General features: G+C 63.6%; 17 protein-coding genes and 1 rRNA gene. 9 read left to right on the forward strand and 9 right to left on the reverse strand.

The window, feature by feature from the left end:
- Both rrf and AC1DN0_RS17965 read left to right on the forward strand, forming a co-directional pair.
- Nucleotides 1–92, forward strand: a 5S ribosomal RNA gene (gene rrf / locus AC1DN0_RS17960); the annotation flags it as partial.
- A 122-nt stretch (nucleotides 93–214) separates the two neighbouring features.
- The gene (locus tag AC1DN0_RS17965) at nucleotides 215–1,567 is read left to right on the forward strand and encodes an XAC2610-related protein (RefSeq protein WP_477111832.1); all 1,353 of its coding nucleotides are present in this window, start codon (nucleotides 215–217) and stop codon (nucleotides 1,565–1,567) included.
- Nucleotides 1,568–1,626: 59 nt separating this feature from the next.
- Here the strand turns inward: AC1DN0_RS17965 and AC1DN0_RS17970 are convergent, their stop codons facing one another.
- Entirely contained in the window at nucleotides 1,627–2,541 is a 915-nt protein-coding gene (locus AC1DN0_RS17970) for an adenylate/guanylate cyclase domain-containing protein (RefSeq protein WP_477103846.1), read from the reverse strand.
- Between the two features lie 282 nt (nucleotides 2,542–2,823).
- Between AC1DN0_RS17970 and AC1DN0_RS17975 the strand changes: the two genes are divergently transcribed.
- A complete protein-coding gene (locus AC1DN0_RS17975; protein ID WP_441629629.1) occupies nucleotides 2,824–3,438 on the forward strand; it encodes an HD domain-containing protein in 615 nt (204 codons plus the stop codon).
- Nucleotides 3,439–3,469: 31 nt separating this feature from the next.
- Nucleotides 3,470–4,591 (forward strand): patatin-like phospholipase family protein, encoded by a 1,122-nt coding sequence (locus AC1DN0_RS17980; RefSeq protein WP_477145883.1) that lies wholly within the window; start codon nucleotides 3,470–3,472, stop codon nucleotides 4,589–4,591.
- A gap of 131 nt (nucleotides 4,592–4,722) precedes the next feature.
- On the opposite strand, the gene AC1DN0_RS17985 is transcribed toward AC1DN0_RS17980, so the two are convergent.
- Both AC1DN0_RS17985 and AC1DN0_RS17990 read right to left on the reverse strand, forming a co-directional pair.
- Nucleotides 4,723–6,192, reverse strand: coding sequence for a coniferyl aldehyde dehydrogenase (locus tag AC1DN0_RS17985; RefSeq protein ID WP_441629631.1), 1,470 nt, complete (start codon nucleotides 6,190–6,192; stop codon nucleotides 4,723–4,725).
- Nucleotides 6,189–7,097 (reverse strand): sterol desaturase family protein, encoded by a 909-nt coding sequence (locus AC1DN0_RS17990; RefSeq protein WP_441629632.1) that lies wholly within the window; start codon nucleotides 7,095–7,097, stop codon nucleotides 6,189–6,191. Before AC1DN0_RS17990 ends, AC1DN0_RS17985 begins: the two co-directional genes overlap by 4 nt.
- Before the next feature lie 142 nt (nucleotides 7,098–7,239).
- On the opposite strand from AC1DN0_RS17990, the gene AC1DN0_RS17995 reads away from it, so the two are divergent.
- Nucleotides 7,240–8,148, forward strand: a complete 909-nt coding sequence (locus AC1DN0_RS17995) for a LysR family transcriptional regulator (RefSeq protein ID WP_477111833.1) — start codon at nucleotides 7,240–7,242, stop codon at nucleotides 8,146–8,148.
- Between the two features lie 67 nt (nucleotides 8,149–8,215).
- Here the strand turns inward: AC1DN0_RS17995 and AC1DN0_RS18000 are convergent, their stop codons facing one another.
- The 4 genes from AC1DN0_RS18000 to AC1DN0_RS18015 all read right to left on the reverse strand — a co-directional run bounded on the left by AC1DN0_RS18000 (nucleotide 8,216) and on the right by AC1DN0_RS18015 (nucleotide 11,021).
- The gene (locus AC1DN0_RS18000; RefSeq protein WP_477111834.1) at nucleotides 8,216–9,301 is read right to left on the reverse strand and encodes a mechanosensitive ion channel family protein; all 1,086 of its coding nucleotides are present in this window, start codon (nucleotides 9,299–9,301) and stop codon (nucleotides 8,216–8,218) included.
- A 12-nt stretch (nucleotides 9,302–9,313) separates the two neighbouring features.
- Nucleotides 9,314–9,508: a hypothetical protein gene (locus AC1DN0_RS18005; RefSeq protein WP_441629635.1), complete on the reverse strand. Its 195-nt coding sequence runs from the start codon at nucleotides 9,506–9,508 to the stop codon at nucleotides 9,314–9,316.
- Entirely contained in the window at nucleotides 9,474–9,824 is a 351-nt protein-coding gene (locus tag AC1DN0_RS18010) for a hypothetical protein (protein WP_441629636.1), read from the reverse strand. Before AC1DN0_RS18010 ends, AC1DN0_RS18005 begins: the two co-directional genes overlap by 35 nt.
- A gap of 210 nt (nucleotides 9,825–10,034) precedes the next feature.
- Nucleotides 10,035–11,021: a hypothetical protein gene (locus AC1DN0_RS18015; protein WP_441629679.1), complete on the reverse strand. Its 987-nt coding sequence runs from the start codon at nucleotides 11,019–11,021 to the stop codon at nucleotides 10,035–10,037.
- A gap of 409 nt (nucleotides 11,022–11,430) precedes the next feature.
- On the opposite strand from AC1DN0_RS18015, the gene AC1DN0_RS18020 reads away from it, so the two are divergent.
- The 3 genes from AC1DN0_RS18020 (at nucleotide 11,431) to AC1DN0_RS18030 (ending at nucleotide 14,473) form a co-directional block, all read left to right on the forward strand.
- Nucleotides 11,431–12,759 (forward strand): DUF3300 domain-containing protein, encoded by a 1,329-nt coding sequence (locus tag AC1DN0_RS18020; protein ID WP_477111835.1) that lies wholly within the window; start codon nucleotides 11,431–11,433, stop codon nucleotides 12,757–12,759.
- 2 nt (nucleotides 12,760–12,761) lie between these two features.
- Nucleotides 12,762–13,616 (forward strand): DUF2950 family protein, encoded by an 855-nt coding sequence (locus AC1DN0_RS18025; RefSeq protein ID WP_477103847.1) that lies wholly within the window; start codon nucleotides 12,762–12,764, stop codon nucleotides 13,614–13,616.
- 236 nt (nucleotides 13,617–13,852) lie between these two features.
- Complete coding sequence (locus tag AC1DN0_RS18030) at nucleotides 13,853–14,473, forward strand: TetR/AcrR family transcriptional regulator (RefSeq protein ID WP_477111836.1); 621 nt, start codon at nucleotides 13,853–13,855, stop codon at nucleotides 14,471–14,473.
- 5 nt (nucleotides 14,474–14,478) lie between these two features.
- Here the strand turns inward: AC1DN0_RS18030 and AC1DN0_RS18035 are convergent, their stop codons facing one another.
- Both AC1DN0_RS18035 and AC1DN0_RS18040 read right to left on the reverse strand, forming a co-directional pair.
- Nucleotides 14,479–15,165, reverse strand: coding sequence for a TetR/AcrR family transcriptional regulator (locus AC1DN0_RS18035; RefSeq protein WP_441629640.1), 687 nt, complete (start codon nucleotides 15,163–15,165; stop codon nucleotides 14,479–14,481).
- A complete protein-coding gene (locus tag AC1DN0_RS18040) occupies nucleotides 15,162–16,199 on the reverse strand; it encodes a 2Fe-2S iron-sulfur cluster-binding protein (protein ID WP_441629641.1) in 1,038 nt (345 codons plus the stop codon). The genes AC1DN0_RS18035 and AC1DN0_RS18040 overlap by 4 nt, the downstream gene beginning before the upstream one ends.
- Before the next feature lie 168 nt (nucleotides 16,200–16,367).
- On the opposite strand from AC1DN0_RS18040, the gene AC1DN0_RS18045 reads away from it, so the two are divergent.
- Nucleotides 16,368–17,453, forward strand: coding sequence for a ferritin-like domain-containing protein (locus AC1DN0_RS18045; RefSeq protein ID WP_441629642.1), 1,086 nt, complete (start codon nucleotides 16,368–16,370; stop codon nucleotides 17,451–17,453).
- The last annotated feature ends 109 nt before the right edge of the window (nucleotides 17,454–17,562 follow it).

Genomic DNA, 17,562 nt, shown 5'->3' on the forward strand with positions numbered 1-17,562 from the left:
CACCCCTTCCCATCCCGAACAGGACCGTGAAACGACTCCACGCCGATGATAGTGCGGGCGGATACCCGTGTGAAAGTAGGTAATCGCCAGGCTTTCCCTTGAAACCCCCCAGTACGAAAGTACTGGGGGGTTTTGCTTTTGCGGCGGCGATTATGATGAACCGCTGGCCTGGACGTTGCGACCAGTCCCCAATCCAACCTGCTTGACGCTTGCTATGAGAATCGCCTGCCTCGTCTTCGTCCTGGCCGCGGCAAAGATGAGTCCCGTCTTTGCCTCCGATTTCCTGGTGCCAGGTATCTATCGACTCGAAGCCGGTTCCAACCTGAGTGCGGCACAAAGGTTGCAAGGAAGGCCCGGCGAAGAGGATGTCGAGCACTTCGAACATGCCATTCCCGCAGCAGCGGATGCGACATATGCCGTGGTTTCGTATGAGTCCGATTCCCATCGAAACAAGCTGATCTTCCTTGTCGATCAGAATTACCGCACCGACATCAATGGTGCCAACAGGCTTTGCGTCGCCTATGCGTTTCCGGCTTGGAACGACTACTCAAAGTCCCAGCCATTTTGCCGAACCAATATCGGCACCGGCGAAGCCATGCTAAGGGGGAGCGATTCAGCATTTACGGTCGCCTGGCAGCCCAGGAGAGCATTCAAGCGCAGCGAGGCAGTTCCGCCCAATCGTCGACCCACCCCAGACGAAGTCGGTGCTTGCGCGCTCGGCGTCTGCGAACCGGCGGCTTACGGCCGGGCAATCCACCACTATGAAACGACATACTATGCCGATCGCTTCAAACTGGTGACGCCGCGCACCTATGGCGACATCCTCTACCTCGAAAAGGCGGTGCCAGTCTTCGCGCAGGCAGATCGTGCGTCGCCAGTTGCCAGCCTGGACGCCGGGAGCTTTGTCGCCGTTCTTGCCAGCAGACGGGATTGGTACGAAGTCGAGCATGTCCATCGGGACGGATCGGCTTTCCATGGCTGGATCGACCGGGATGATTTGTTCGAACTGAAGTGGGTTGAGCAGAAGGCCAGCACAAAGGACTTTCGCTTTCGCGTCGCCTTTCGTCCTGATAATGACGCGCCAGAGGCTGCAGTGCCGGTGGCCATCGAGGTGCTGGACCGAAGAACCGGTCGGCGCCTGCAGGTCCTTCGCGACTTCGATTCAGAGGGACAAACCGCCGACAAGGAATTCCTGCAAGTCGTCGACGCCAATTTCGATGGCCACCCGGACATAAGCATCTTCGGCATGTCGGGTGGCGCAGGTCCAAACAACACCACGCACTTCTTTCTGTTCGATCCGGTTGCGCGGCAATTCGTCCATAACGAGGAGTTGTCCAATTTGCCGCAGATATCCATTGACGCCAGTCGCCATACGGTGATGTCGGCACAGCGTGGTAGTTGCTGCAGTCACTCCGCTCAGACTTTTCGCTATATCGACGGGAAGCTGACACTGGTTGCCGAATGGGACGAGAGCTTGTCGGCAGACGGGAAATGGCTGGTGACGACGTCCGGAGACCTGGAGAACGGCAAGATGCGCTACCGGACCAAACGAAAGAAGGCGCAGTAGAGCTGATCTGCCCCCAAAGCGGCATCACCGACAGGATGCATGCCGTTGGCCTTGCATTCTCATCCACGCCCTTCGACGTACAAAAAGAACTCGACCCGCTCACCCGCATATTCCATCGACTGGCCAAACGTAATCCAGCCATGGCCCCTGAGCGTGACTTCGTCGCGGCGCAGAACGAACTCATCTTCGCCATCGATGGTGACGTGCGTGCCATTCGAGCTGCTGTCGATCAGCACATATCTGCCCGCGCGAGACTCGACCGTGGCCTGGAATCTCGACGCTTGCCGGTCCGAAACGACAATGCTCATGCCACTATCACGGCCGATGGTCACCGGCAGGGATGCGGCGTTCATTTCGAGCAGCGTCTCCCGGTACCTTAGCGTGAGCAGCGCGGAGCGCAGCGAGCGCGGACTTGCGTTGGCCATGACGGTCATGTCGGCGTTCTGCTCCCATATTGCTTCGAACAACTCGACTGGCGGTTCCTTGCCGCGCACCTGGATCGGATACAGGTAGCGCGTCATCTGGCGCAGCCTTGCAGACAGGTGTTCCACCGCATCCTTGCTGGTGATGATCTGGCCGCGTGACGCGAGCTTCGTCAGGCGAGCCGCGAGATTCACGGTGTCACCAAATACGTCGCCCGATTCGTCTGACAAGACCGGTCCATGGTGAAAGCCGATATGGACCGACATGGGAACACTGGCGATGGGAGGAAGTTGAGAAACAGCCACTTGCATGTCGAGTGCCGCCTGCATCGCCTGTTCGGCCGAGGGAAACAGCACCATGACCTCGTCTCCGATCGTCTTGACGACCCGGCCCTGGGATGCGCCGGAGCAGGACTTCATGACAGAGATACAGCGGCCGATGGCACCGAAGGCAACCGTATCGCCGGCCAATTCATATAGCCTTGTGCTGCCACTGACGTCCGCGAACATCACCGAGCCATCGGACGCCTCAGGTTTCGGTTCTCGGTCCATATGCATCTCAATCCGTTCGGTCGATCAGCTGGCCGTCAAAGCGTTTGTCCGCAAATCGCGAGCTTCCACCTTTGGCATTCTAGGCACCGTCACCGGGCTTGCCCAACCTGCATAGACGGGATTTCTCGCAATAGTGCGGCCGCGTACGCTGGTGCCGGCCCGCCACCGCCTAATCGGCCTTAACGGAGCGCATACTCGGGCTGGCCGGAGGGTTCCGGCACGTGACCCGGATGCGACCCGGATGCGACCCGGTTGGTGGCTCCTTGGTGTCAGGGAGGTGAAATGGACGAGATGCAAGCGCGTTTCCTGGCGCTGTGGTCGCGCAGTGGCGGCATCCACGCCGAAGCCGTCCATGCCGACCTGGTGCTGCATTACGCCGAACCGGCGCGCCACTATCACACCCTGCGGCACATCCGCCGCTGCCTGCGCGATCTCGATTGGGCGCGTGGCGCGGTCCCCGATCCCGACGCCGTGGAACTGGCGCTGTGGTGCCATGACGTGATCTTCATTCCCGGCGCCAGGGACAACGAGCAGCGCAGCGCCGAGTGGTTCCTGCGCTGGGCGGGGGATGGCATCCCGGCGGCGGGGCGCATTGCCGACATGATCCTGGCGACCACGCACACCGCAGTGCCGGCCGACCCGGATTGCGCCTTTGCCGTCGATATCGACCTCGCGGTTCTCGGGGGCGGACGCACGCGCTTTCGTCAGGACGGGGCGCGCCTGCGGGCCGAGCGTCCCGATCTCGACGATCTGGTCTATGACGCCCGCGAACGGGCTGTGCTGGATGCGCTGCTGGCCCGTCCCCGCATCTATTACACGGAATTATTCCAGGCCCGCTGCGAAGCCCGCGCCCGTCGCAACCTGACGTGGCGGCTTGGCCGGCCGGCGCCGCATTGAGCCGCAGACGCCATCGATCGAGGAGACCTCCATGTCCCAGCGTGCCAGAGCAACAGTGAGCGGAGCCCGGCGTTCGACCCCGCGAACGGCGCCAGGCCGCCGGGCAACGGAGGAGGGCAGCGGCAACCAGACGCCATCCTCCCCGGTTCGCCGCATCAATATTGCGCTGCAGGGCGGCGGCAGCCACGGGGCGTTCAGTTGGGGCGTGCTCGACCGCCTGCTGGAAGACGGCCGCATCGAGGTCGACGGCATCAGCGGTACCAGCGCCGGCGCGGTCAATGCCACCGTGCTTGCCTACGGCATTGTCAGCGGCGGGCGCGAGGGGGCGCGCCAAATGCTTGAAGCGTTGTGGCGCRGCGTCGCCGAATGCGCGCGAATGAGTCCTCTGCAACCCACCTGGTTCGACCGGATGCTGGGGCTCGACCGGTTGAACCTGTCGCCCGGGTGGCTGCTGTTTGACCATATCACCCGTTTTTTTTCTCCGTACCAGCTCAATCCGTCCAATCTGAACCCGCTGCGCGACATGCTGGTCAAGATGATCGATTTCGATATCTTGCGCAACTGCCGCAGCCCCAGGCTCTTCCTGTGCGCCACCAATGTATTGAGCGGCCGCATGCGGGTGTTCACCAATCACGAGATCGGCATCCAGGCGGTGCTGGCGTCGAGTTGCCTGCCCAGCTTGTTCCAGGCTGTGGAGATCGAAGGGGAGTATTACTGGGACGGCGGCTACATGGGCAACCCGCCCATCTACCCGCTGATCTACGAGACCGACAGCCGCGATGTACTGATCATCCGCATTAATCCGATCCGCATTCCCGATGTGCCGACTACGGCACGCGAAATCCTCGACCGCGTCAATACGCTGAGTTTCAACTCGTCGCTGATGCGGGAAATGCGCGCGATTGAGTTCGTCTCCCGGCTGATCGACGAAGGCGCGCTGGATCCGGCGCAATACCGGCGCATGTTCATCCATAACATCGATGCCGAGACCGAGATGGCCCGGCTTGGGGTATCGAGCAAATTCAACGCTGACTGGCACTTCTTGCGCGAGCTCTACACGCTGGGGCGCGAGCGCGCCGATAGCTGGCTGAAAGCCAACTTCAGCGCGCTGGGAGCGCGGTCGTCGACGGATATTCTTGAGACTTTCCTGTGAGGAAGATGGCGTGCCTGCAGGCGTCCGGAGACCCGTCTGGGAGGCGGTTCGCAGGGACGCCGGCGACCTCGCGTTACGCGGCGGCCAAATCGCTTGCGCGTGGCCGCCGCTCCGGTTTCTCACTGGGTCGCTCAGAACGGCTTCTTCACCGCCGGATCGCCGTGGCCCGCAAACAGCTTCAATGTCAGGCGCTGCGCCAGGTTCCCGTAGGGCGGATAAAACAGCGCGATGGGAAAGAAGCGATGCCGCTTGAATACCGTGCGCGCATGCGACAACTCGCGAAAGCCCTCTTCACCGTGATAATTGCCCATGCCTGACTGGCCCACGCCCCCGAAGGGGGCGTCGTGGTTGACCACATGCCACGCCCAGTCATTGATCGTGACACCGCCCGAATGCGTGCGCGCGAGCAGCTTGCCGCGCTCGGACGCGTCATGGCTGAAGCAATACAAAGCCAGCGGGCGCGCTTGCCGCTGCACCATTTCGATGGCCTGCTCGTGCGTGTCGTAGGGCACCACCGGAAGGACGGGCCCGAAGATCTCTTCGCGCATCAGCGTCATATCCGGTGTGCAGTTCGTCACCACATGCAGCGGCAAGCGGCGTCCGGGGCCGATCTCGCCGCAGGGGATCACCGTCGCGCCCTTGGCGCGCGCATCCTCCAGCATGTCCTTGATGCGCGCAGCGTGGCGGTCGCTGGCCAGCGCCGTGTAATCCGCGTTCCGCGCGGTACGCTTGCCGTAGAGTTCGCCGAAGCTGTGGACCACCGCCTTGACGAATTCGTCCACGCGCTCGCGTGGCACCAGCGCGTAGTCGGGAGCCACGCAGACCTGTCCGCAGTTGATGCCCTTGCCATGCGCGATGCGCCGGGCGGCCTCGCGCACCGGATAGTCGCGCAGGACGATCGCGGGCGACTTGCCGCCCAGCTCCAGCGTGACCGGTGTGAGATTGCGCGCTGCCTGGCCCATGACGATACGGCCCACCGCCGGCGAACCGGTGAAGACGATATGGTTGAATGGCAGGGCGGTGAAGGCGCCTGGGTCCGCGAGTTCGCCGCCGACCAGCGCCACGTGGTCTTCGGCGAAGACCTCGCCCAACATCTGCCTGAGCGTGGCGTTGGTTGCCGGCGTGGTCTCCGGCATCTTGATCATGACGCGGTTGCCCGCTGCCAGCGCCGCCACCAGCGGCCCCAGCGACAGGTAGACCGGGAAATTCCAGGTGGCAATCACGCCGACGACGCCCTTGGGCTGGTAAGTCACGCGCAGGCTGTTGCTGGCAAAAAGCAGTTCCGGCCGGCGGCGGCTTGCACGCATCCAGCGGCGCACATGCGAGATCGCGTGATTGATCTCCAGCGTGGTCGGCAGCACTTCCAGCATCTTTGTTTCCGCGAGGGAACGCTCGCCGAAATCCCGGTCGATCGCCTCGGCGAGCACGTCCTGGTATCGCAGGAGTTGCCTCTTGAGCGCGCGCAGGTGCTGGCGCCGCTGCCCGGCATCGGGGCAGGGGTTTTGCAGGAAGGCGTGGCGTTGTGCCTCGAACACCGACTCCATGCGGGCGCTAACGATGGCTTGCTCAGCCAGTTGCTCTGTCAGCGTGCGGTCGTTCATGCCGACCTCCGCTGTTCCGTGCCTTGCGGGGCCGCATCGGCGTCCGCTTCCGGTTCCACATAAGCGCGCCCCCCGAAGCGCAGCGCCGAATGCTCTCGACGCGACTGGACCAGTGGGTAGAACATCTGGATGTACCAGCGCTCCTGCCCGAACAGCCGGTCGTCCTGCAAGCCAATCCCCGCTGGGTATTTGCGCGTGATGTGCGCCGAGCCGAAGAGGATGTCCCAGAAAAACAGGAGATTGCCGAAGTTGCCCTTGTAATGCCCGATCCCATCGTCGTTGGTGATCGCGTGGTGCGCCCAGTGCGTGGCAGGCGTCGAGATGGTCCGCTCCAGGATCCACATCAGCGGGCGCAATGCGCGGATCCGGTACAAGGGCTCGTCCCAGCGCCATGCGCTGTGCGCCCCAAGGATCACCGTCAGCTTGATGACAAGGTACGCACCATAGACCTTGGCAAAGCCCAGGTAGAGCAGGACACCGGCAATCCACAGCCCCGGCATCATCAGGTAGTAGAAGAAGTTGTTGCGGTACGTCACGCGGATGCTCATGTACTGCGCGGTATGGTGCGCGCGGTGCAAGGGCCACAGCAGCGGCGAATGCGATATGCGGTGCCACCAGTACTGGGTCATGTCGTCGCAAACCAGCAGGATCGCGGCCATGGCCCACCACGGCAGGTTCGCCCACGCCCCTCGCTGCTCCGGCATGAGCCAGGCGCAAAGCTCGCCCGTGACGAGCAGGACCAGGGGCTGCGTGATGGCGATCAGGCTCAGGAACATGGCCAGTTCCAGCCTGGTGTCGTCCTGGGTGGCGTTGACGCTCGTCTGGTAGCGGCGCGTAACAAACTCCATGCCGGCAAAGCCGAGCATGACGACCGCGATCAGCATGTTCTGTAGTTGCATACTCATTGGGGGGTGTCTCCGATCTTGCTCTATGGTCTGAACGGTCCAGGCCTTCTGGCGCCATCAGGTCCGAACGACTTTAGGCTTGCCGGGGTAATGCGTCCAATGCATACTATGCAACGTTCCAATGCGTCAGGAGCAACGCAACATGATGGACCTTCGCCGTCTCAGCCATGTCCTGGCGCTCGCCGATGCACTGCATTTCGCGCGGGCGGCCGAGCGGGTCCACCTCAGCCAGCCGGCCTTCAGCCGCAGCATCCAGGCCATCGAAAGCGATCTCGGCATCCGCCTGTTCGACCGTGACGTGGGCGAGGTCAGGCCGACTCCGGCGGGCGAGTTCGTGATCGAACGGGCGCGCAGGCTGCTGTTCGATGCGCGCTGCCTGCAGCGCGATGTCGATCTTTATCGCGACAGCCGGCTGGGCGATACCGCCTTCGGGGCCGGACCATTCCCGGCCGCCACCCTCATGCCACGGGCGTTGTCCGAATTGCGCCGCCTCTATCCCAGGGTTGCCTTGCGCGTCGAGGAGAGCAACTGGAAGCAGTTGCTGGAACGCTTGCGCGCGGAGGATATCGAGTTCTTTGTCGCGGACGTGCGGGATTTGCCGGAAGATGCGGCTCTGGAGATCCGGCCGGTGGGCGCCCAGCGCGGCGGCTTCTACGTTCGTGCATCGCATCCGCTGGCCTCGCGTCAGTGCACATTGACCGAGGCCTGGCACTACGGTGTCGCGGCCACGAAAGTACCGCGCATCGTGAAGGCCGAACTGGCAAGGGTGCTTGGATTGCCGGCGGGCCAGGAAGCCCCGCTTGCGCTTGAGTGCGACGACTTCACCATCCTCCGGTCCGTGGCCTTGTCCACTGACACCGTCCTGGCCGCGACGCTGACGTCGGTGCAGGCCGATATCGATGCCGGCGCGCTGCTCCCGTTGCATATCCTGGGACTGCCGGCGCTGTACTCCGAGATGGGTGTCGTGAGCCTTCGCAACCGCACGCCGTCGCCCATGGCGCAACATGCCATCGCGTGCATCAGCCGGGTCGCCAGTGAGGTCAACATATAGCCAGCGAGGCGAGGGCGGTGGCACGCACCAGGGGCTCTGTCCGAGCGTGCCGAAAAGGGTGCCGCGACTACGCCGGGCCGCCTTGATCCTGGCCTCGCCATTGCCCGGGTTTGACCACTACCGGCTCCGCTGGCTGGGCCATGAAGTGCAGCGACATGATCTGCACCCCGTTGCGGTTGAATTCGTCCTGGATCTCGGCGTGCAGGGACGACAGCGCCTGCGGGCGTAAAGCGGGATCGTCGATGGCCACCATCAGCTCGTACTCCACGTAATAGTCGGACAGCGCCCGCTGGAGCACGAACGGCGTGGGCACCATGGCGACATGCCGCATGCGCGATGCCGCCGCCAGCAGCATGGCGTGGACCTGCCGCCATGGCGTGTCATAGCCGATGGTGACGGTGGTTGCAACCAGGGCGCCACGGTCCGTGGCATGGCGCGAATAGTTGACGATGGGAGAGGCCACCACGACGGCATTGGGAATGGTGATCTCTTCATTGCGCACGTTGACCAGCTTGACCGATAGCGTATCGAGCGACATCACCGTGCCGGTGTTTTCCCCCAGCGTGACGAAGTCGCCGCGCTTGAGCGCGCGCGAGTAGACCACCACCATGCCGCTCATCAGTTGATTGACGATGCCCGCCGATCCCAGCGTGATCATGAAGCCGAACAGCACGCTCAGGCCCTTGAAGACGTCGCTCTGCGAGCCAGGCAGGTAAGGGTACGCGAAGACGAAGCCCAGTGCCCACACCAGCAGCACCACGACACGGCGCGTGGCGCCCGCGGTTTCGCGATGCATGCCGGTTAGCTCCAGCCTGCCCCGCTGCGCAGCTTCGAAGATGTTGTTCACCATGGCATGCACGGCGCGCGTGATCAGCAGGATCACAATCGCGGTGATGATGCCCGGCAACGCCTGGATGCCGCTCAGCGCAATGCGGGTGAGCAAGCCAAAYAGCATCGCACCCAGTCGGGTTCCCATCGGCTGCGACGCAGGGAACTGCTCCAGCACGAAGATCAGCCACAGGTAGAGCAGCAGCATGAAAAGGAAGAGTGCGATCAGCTGAACCAGTTGCCGTGCCAGCTGATAAGCCGATCCCGTCCAGTCGAAGCCACGGGAGGTGCGGCTGAGCAGGTGTGCCTCTATGATCCGCTGCATGGAGGCATAGGCCTAGGCGCGCAGGCGCGCAATCGCCCAGCTCAGCAGCCCAAGAAGCGCGCTGGCCAGCAATGTCAGCGCTACGCCCCGTATCAGCACCGGCCAGCGCATCTGGTCGCGCCGCGCGGTCATGGCCTGTTGCAGGCGCTCGGCGATCTGGCGTACGTCGGCATCAAAGGCCGTGGTATCGCCGCGGCTCGCGGTCATGTTCGACGTACGAAAACACAAGCCGGTTGCCGATGCGAAAGGCCACGCCGTCTTCGCCGTCCAGTCTGTTGGATACCCATTGGACAGGCAGGGCGAGTTCGGCACGTGTCAGGCTGGCGAGGTTGGCCTCGGCACGCTCGCGCCGGGCCTCGGGCGGCACGCCGGCCAGGGTTGCGCGGAACGAGGCGATGGGGCGGTCCAGCAGGGTTACCGTAGGTACCGCCGGTCGTTCAATGGCGCCGGAATCCTGCGGGGCGCTTTGCGCATGGAGCGTCCCGCAGGCCGCGGCGAGGATCACCCAGATCAGGCTGTTCAACAACTTAAACCAATCGCGCATTGCCACGGCAGGCCCTCAATGGATCGCAGCAGGTCCAGATCTCATTCCAGCGCGCAGGCGCGGTCCTGATCCTGATCATTTCCAGTTAGCGTAAGTCCGCGGCCAGCCAAGCGGAATTCACATTTTTCGACGCGCGATATTAGGACTTCAACGCGGGAGAGTCCCGGTCGTCGCCTGACTGCCGCGGCGCTAGAAGCTGGCGGCCAGCCCCAGCGAGACGCCCGATACGTTGTTGCCGAATACGTAGCGCACCACGGCGCGTATGCGCGTCACGAACACTTCATGCGCGCTGGTATCGAGTTCCAGGCCCGTGCCCAGGGTCGTCAGGTTGGTGAATCCGAGGATTTCGGACTGGCTGCCAAGATAGCGCGAGTGCGAAAGTTCCAGTACATAGCGCACGGGCCGGTCCAGGGCGCGCAGCCCCGTGGGCGCGCGCCAGCGCGCGTACAGGTTGGCGGTCTGGGCAGAGGCCGATCCCTGCACGGCTTCCGAACTGCCGCCGAAGCTCTGGAGATGGATATTGGTGTATCGCAACTCGAGGTCGATCTCGTGGGTTTCCCGGTAGTGCTCCCAGTCCAGCATGACCGAGCCGCCTAGCCCGTAGGCGTTCAGGGTGCCGTGGTCCAGGAAGTTGATCTGCCGGTCGGTGATGCGCTCCGTGACAAACTTGGCCACCGAGAGATCGCTGGCTACATAACCCAGGGAGAAGTTGAAGATGGGCCGGAACACCAGTTCCTTGTTCTCCGTCAGGGGGAAATCCCAACCAATCCCGCCGGTGGCGGAGACCGTGTTCCACTTGGCCGGCACGGATCTCGATTCTGTTCCATTGGACGCAACGAACTGGGGATCGTACCGGCTATAGGCGATAGCGCCCTCGAGGTAGATTGGAAATGACTTGCTCATGGTCGCGCCGCCGCCTAGCTGCGACATCACGATGCCGGGGTTGCCGGAGCTGGCGTTGTTGATCGACAACGAACTGGAAGTCAGGTCCGGCACCACGGAATAAGACATTAGCGACAGCACGCCGTTGGCGCGCTTCTGCACGCTGGCGTTCAGGAAACTAAAGTCGGGGGCGCCCTGGGCGCCAGCCAGCGCAGGCGCAAGCATCAACGCGCCAATGGCGATCCGGCTGCGGAAAGCCGCGCCGAGGGGCCAGGATCGGCTACGCCGTTGCATGGCGAAACGCGATTCGAGCGGATAGTGCTTCATCTCAACACCTTCGTTCCAACTCTTGCGCAATGGCCCGGATCGAGACGGCACGGCCAACGCCGATGGCCATGGGGAGCCTGGGCTCGTTCCCCCCCAAGATATAACGTAGACGTCAATGATGACGGTATAACGGCTCAGGTACGTTCAATTTCCTTTTGCGCCTACATGAATTGTTTCGATGCCACTTGCATCCGCGGAATGCTCTGCATTTCTGTCCATCTGTTTTCCTATTTTGTTTAAGGTGGACCAAAGAGATTTTGAATTGCCACGCCTGTTAGCCGTCGCATATTGTGCAGACTGGCCGGGCATCCAGGAAAGCCGCTGGGCGCCAGCGTGTTGATTGAGCCGATGCCTGTCTTTTCGTGGAGAGGCAAAAATGCGTCGCTTGAGAGTGTTGGCCACCTGGTGGCTTGGGCTGCTTCTGCTGATCCCGGCCGGCGCTTCGCTGGCGCAGTCCAAGCTCGATCACGGACAACTGGACCAGCTCATGGCGCCGATTGCCCTTTACCCTGACGCCTTGCTTTCCCAGGTGCTGATGGCGGCGACCTACCCGGAAGACGTGGCGGCGGCAGCGGCATGGTCGAAATCAAACCCCAGCCTCTCCGGGGATGCGGCCACCAAAGCCGTGGCCGGGGAGCCCTGGGATCCCAGCGTGCAATCGCTGGCGGCATTCCCTTCGGTGCTGGACCTGATGGGCAGGCAGCCACAGTGGGTGCAGTCGATCGGCAACGCCTTTCTCGACCAGCCCAATGACGTGATGGATTCCGTGCAGCGCTTGCGTGTGCAAGCGCAAAAGGCGGGCAGCCTGAAGACGACCGAGCAGCAGAAGGTGGTGACGCAGACCACCGGCGGCACCACGGTGGTGCAGATTGAGCCGGCGAATCCGCAGGTGGTGTACGTACCTGCCTATAACCCCACCGTGGTTTATGGCGCATGGCCCTATCCGGCCTATCCACCCGCCTATTACCCCCCGCCTCCCGGCTCAACGTTTGCCTCGGCCATGGTCGCCGGGATCGGGTTTGGTCTTGGCGTTGCGGCGGTAAACTCGATGTGGGGCGGATTCAACTGGAACAACCATGACGTGAATATCAACGTCAATCGCTATAACAACGTCAATGTCAACAACCGGCTCAACGTCAATAGCGCCAATACCAACTGGCAACACAATCCGGCGCACCGCGGCAATGTCCCGTACAACAACCCGAACGTGAGCAGCCGCTACGACCAGCAGCGCCAGGCCGGGCTTTCCAGCCGGCAACAGGGCGCGCAAAGAGCCGCACCCGCGCCGGGCTCCCGGGATGCGGCCCGCGACCGCGCAGCCCAGTCGATGGAGAGCCGTACCGGGCAATCCATCCCCGGCCATGGTGGTGCGGGAGAAAACCGCGCGGCAGCGCGCGGCGCGGCCGGCGAGCAACGCAACCCAGCCGGCGCCGACCGGCAACGGGCCGACCACGCCGATGCACGCAACCGCTCGCGCGATGCCAATCGAGACAGCGCGTTGCGCGATGCGGGCAATGGCGACAAGGTGAGGCAGCAATCGCAGCGCGCGGCCAGGGATAGCGGCGGCGCGCGGCAACAGGCCGCACCCAGGGCCGCGGCCCGCGATCCGGGCCAGCCCAGGGCGGCGGCACCCCAGCGCGGTGGTGGAGGGGGAGGGGGCCACCCTGGCGGTGGTGGTGGATTTGGCGGCCATGGTCGGAGATAAGCATGATACGCAACTTCGTAGGTGCCCGAACCGCGCGTGGGCTGCGCGTCCTGGTGGCCGCGGCAGCGCTCGCGATCGCCGCCCCGGTCTTTGCCCAGCATGCATATCCCACGCCGGAGGCGGCGGCGAATGCCTTGGTCGATGCCATCTCGAGTAGTGACAATGATGCGCTCAAGCAGGTGTTGGGCCCGCAATATCCGTTCTTGATACCGGAGGGTGGCGTGCATCGCGATGACATCTATGCTTTCCTGGCCGCCTGGGCCAGGCAACATCAGATCGAGAAGACCGGCGACAACCGGGCCAGTCTCGTCGTGGGCGAGAGTGGCTGGTCGTTTCCGATTCCCATGGTCAAATCCGGCGATGGCTGGAAGTTTGACCTGCGTGCCGGCCAGCAGGAACTCCGCGCCCGGCGTCTCGGCCGCAACGAGCTGGAAACCATTGCCATGCTTCGCCAACTGGCCGAAGCCCAGCAGCAATACGCCACGGAGGTCGGTAACGGCGCCTATGCCAAGCGCCTGGTAAGCCGGGCCGGTAAGACCGACGGGCTGTATTGGCCAGCGGACTCCGAGGGCGACAAGAGTCCGCTCGGGCCTGATGCCCTGGTGATGGGGGCGGATACGCCCGCCGCGGAAGCGTTCCATGGCTACCATTACCGTATCGTCCCGCCGGGCAAGGGCAGCGACGCAAAGTATGTGTTCCTTGCCTGGCCGGTGGCGTATGGAAAGACTGGCGCGCACACATTCGCGCTCGACAGCAGCGGTACGGTCTATGCGCGGGACCTTGGCGCCGGCACGGCGTCGCGGGCCAAAGCGATGGGGACATTCGTACCGGATGCCGGCTGGGCGAAAGTGGAATAGGACTCGCGCGGGGACCTTGCCGGGATCACGGCACCCGTCATGGGATTCTCAAGAGCCGGGTGGCACATGTCGCATAATGCGGCTCTTTGTCGCTCATCGAGAGTTCCGCCGTCATGCCAACGATCCGCAAGCCCGCGACCCGGCCGCCAGGCCGGGCAAGCACGTCCGCTCGCAAGGGGGCGCCCGCGCGCCGTTCGGCGAAGGCACTCGCGGCAGGCACGGAGCAGCCACCCGCCATGCGCCCCCCGCGCCAGTCGCGCAGCGAGCAAAACCTCGACAAGATGGTCAAGGCCGGCCGTGCGCTTGCCGAGCAGCGCGGCAATCTGGATGAGATTTCGCTGAACGACGTGGTCGGCGCGGCAAACACATCGATTGGTGCCTTCTACGCGCGCTTCAAGGACAAGGAGGCTTTCCTCGCATTCATGCTCGAGGCCGCGCTGGCCGAAGCCGAAGCGATCACCCGGCAATCGATCGCGGAGGATCCGGTCTGGCAAACTGGCCCGGCATCCGCCATCGTCGAGCGCATCGTGCGCATCTACGTCGGCCGGTTCCGGCAGAACCGTGGCCTCTTCAAGGGATTCCTGCGGCATTACTCGGCCACAGGCAGCGGGGACAATCCCATGCGGCAAGCCAACCGGCGCGTGCAGGACTTGCTTGTGCCGTTGCTGGCCAGCCAGCTTGATTCGCCGCGGCCGGCCCATGCCACCTTCGAGGTACGGGTCGCCATTCAATTCCTGGTGGGCACGCTGGCCAATATATTGCTCAACGATCCGGGCCCGTTGCATCTCGAAGGACGCAAGCTGGAAACCCATCTCGTCAGGATGATGAGGCGCTACCTGCTGTTGCCGGAGGGTTAGCGCGCCTATGCGTCGCCGGCCGCAGGCGAGGATAGATAGCAATACAGCATCGCCGTGAGCCGTTGCTCCAGCCGCGGATCGTCCAGGGCCAGGCCGCTGGGCGCATGCAGCACGATGCTGGTCAGCGCGCTGATCACGAGTTGCACCGCGATCCGGGTCTCGCCGTCGGGTCCGGTAAAGCGCCCGGCGGCAACCTGGCTGGCCAGGCGCGGCACCATGGCGTCCAGGATCCGCCGGTTGGCCTCGCGGATAGGTTGCCACAGGGGATTCTGCGCAGGGCTATGCCGCATGTAGGCCGCAAACAGGCCGCGATGCCTGCGGAACAGGCCGACATAGAAACCAACGATACGGCCGCAGATCGCGGCAGCGGGCCCTGCGTTCCAGGTCGGGTCCGTGGCCAGCGAATAGTCCAGCTCGGCTCGCAATTCAGCCAGTGTGTCTTCCAGCACCAGCGCGCAGAAGGTCTCCTTGTCCGGAAACCGGGCATAGAAGGCCCCGATCGAGGTGGAAGCGGCGCGCACGAGATCGGCGAGGGAAAACCCGGTCAGGCTGCCGGCCTCGTTGATCAGCGTCCGGCCGGCCGCCAGCATGGCCTTGAGGGTGGCTTCGCTGCGTTCCTGACGGGGTTGTTTCAGCCCGGCGCGCAACGTGGTCGCCGCAGTGTCCGCCGGGATGGTGGTTTCTGCTGTCATACGTCATAGGTGATTGCGACCGGCCGCTCCTGGCGCGGACGCGCCTGGCAAGTCAGGATCCAGCCGGCAGCAAGCTCGTCGGCGCCGAAGACATCGTTGCGCTCATGAACCACCGCGCCATCGATGCACTTGGCCGCGCACGATCCGCAATAGCCCTCCTCGCAAGCATAGGGCGCATCCACGCCGCAGGCGAGCGCRGCTTGCAGCAGTGACTGGCCGCTGGCGACACGCACGACATGCAGTGCGCCGCCGAGGATTACCTTGGCATCGCAAGCCACCGCGCTGGTTGCCGCCGGCAATGCCGCACGGATCGCCGAGCCAGCCTCAGGCTCCGGCATGGGAGCGTCGAATCGCTCCAGATGCACGCGCCCGCGCGCCATCCCGGCCGCCTCGGCCGCTTCCAGTACGGTCTGCATGAATGGCCCCGGCCCGCACAGATAGAGCTGGCATTGCGCAACGGACGAGAGCAGGGCGGCAATCTTGCCGCGCTCGGGAAAGCCATCGGCATCGTCGCAGTGCATATGCACAGCGAGGCGATCCGGATTGCCCCGCGCCAGGGCGGCAATCTCCGCCGCGAAGATCGTGCTGCGCGTATCTCGGTTGGCGTAGAAGAGCGTCATCCTGCGGCGCGTGGATGCCAGCGCCGACCGGATCATCGAGAGGACCGGCGTAATGCCGCTGCCCGCCGCGCAGAAGACGAGCGGGGCGTCCATGTTCTCGCAGACGAAGCGGCCAGCCGGCGCGCTCACCTCCAGCCGGGTTCCGGCCCGGACATGGCCATGAAACCATCCCGACACGCGGCCATCGGGGATGCGCTTGACCGTGACAACCGGCAGGCCTCCCGCTTCAGGCGAGCTGGAAAGCGAGTAGCTCCGCAGCAGTATTTCCCCATCCACGTTTACCCGGAAGGTGAGGTGCTGCCCGGCACGGTAGGCGAAAGATTGCTGCAGCGCGTCGGGGATCGAAAGCGTGTAGGAGCAAGCATCTTCGGTCTCCCGAGTGACCTGCGCGACAGTCAGATTGTGGAACTGCATCAATGTCTCCCGGCTTCTCCGGACCCTGTGCCGGGTCCTTGAATTAACAAGAAAGAGAATTATGATTCTGTTTATAGCCGGAAGCCAACGCAAATTCAAGACAGGTCCCAACTCCGGCTAAGCAGGCATGGAGACCGGTCGAAACCCATGAGCGCCAAAGGAGATTGCATGTCATCCGTTCATCGTTACACGCTGCCGGTGGTACAGACGGGCTGGTCGATCGGCAGCCAGGTTGCCACCGAGTTCAACTGGGAATACGACAACGAGAATTCCAAACTGCTGCAGCTCTATGAAACCAGCAAGAAGCAGCAATGGAACGCCACCGACCGGATCGACTGGTCGCAGGAACTCGATCCCGAGAACCCGCAGGAACTCGATGACCGGATGATCCCGATCTACGGCACGCCGCTCTGGGAAAAGATGGGCAAGCACGACCGCATCGAAGTGCGCCGCCACCAGCAGGCGCATTCGCTGTCGCAGTTCCTGCATGGCGAGCAGGGCGCCCTGATGGTTTCGGCGCGGATCGTGCAGATGGTCCCGGACATGGATGCCAAGTTCTATGCCGCCACGCAGACCGTGGACGAAGCACGTCACGTGGAGGCCTATTCGCGCCTGCTGCACGAGAAGGTCGGCATCCTCTATCCCATCACGCCGGGACTCAAATCCTTGCTTGAGAGCATCCTGACCGATTCGCGCTGGGACTTCTGCTATCTGGGCATGCAGGTGCTGGTGGAGGGGCTTGCGCTGGCCGCGTTCCAGCGCATTCGCGACTTCTCCAAGAATCCGCTGGCCGCATCGATCAACGCCTACGTGATGCAGGACGAGGCGCGCCACGTTGCATTCGGCCGCACTGCGCTGCGCGGTTTCTATCCGCAGGTGACGGAGGCCGAGCGCAAGGAGCGCGAGGACTTTGTGATCGAGGCTTGCTACATGATGCGCGACCGCTTCGACCAGAAGGAAGTCTGGGGCCGCCTCGGGCTGCCGGAGGAGGAGTGCGCCAAAGCAGTGCGGGAGTCCGAAACCATGCGGCAATTCCGCCAGCGGCTGTTCAGCCGCATCGTCCCCACAGTCAAGGATATCGGCCTGTGGAGCCCGCGCGTGCAAAGTGCATTTGCCGACATGGGCGCTATCGAGTTTGCCAATGTCGACGTGGAAGCGCAGTTCGCGCAGGATCAGAAGATTGCCGAGGAGTTCGACGCGCGTCGCGTTGTCATGGCCTCCATCGGCGCGGTCCAGTCCGAAGCAGAGCATTGAAACGCTGCGGCTAGCCTGGGAGGCGGGCAATCCGCTTCCCGGCGTCCCCCGCGCGGCATGCGGAATCATCAGAGCCTGGCTGGTGTAGAGAGCCCGGGCCATCTGCAGG

The sequence above is a fragment of the Cupriavidus sp. 05N39 genome (assembly GCF_056397325.1).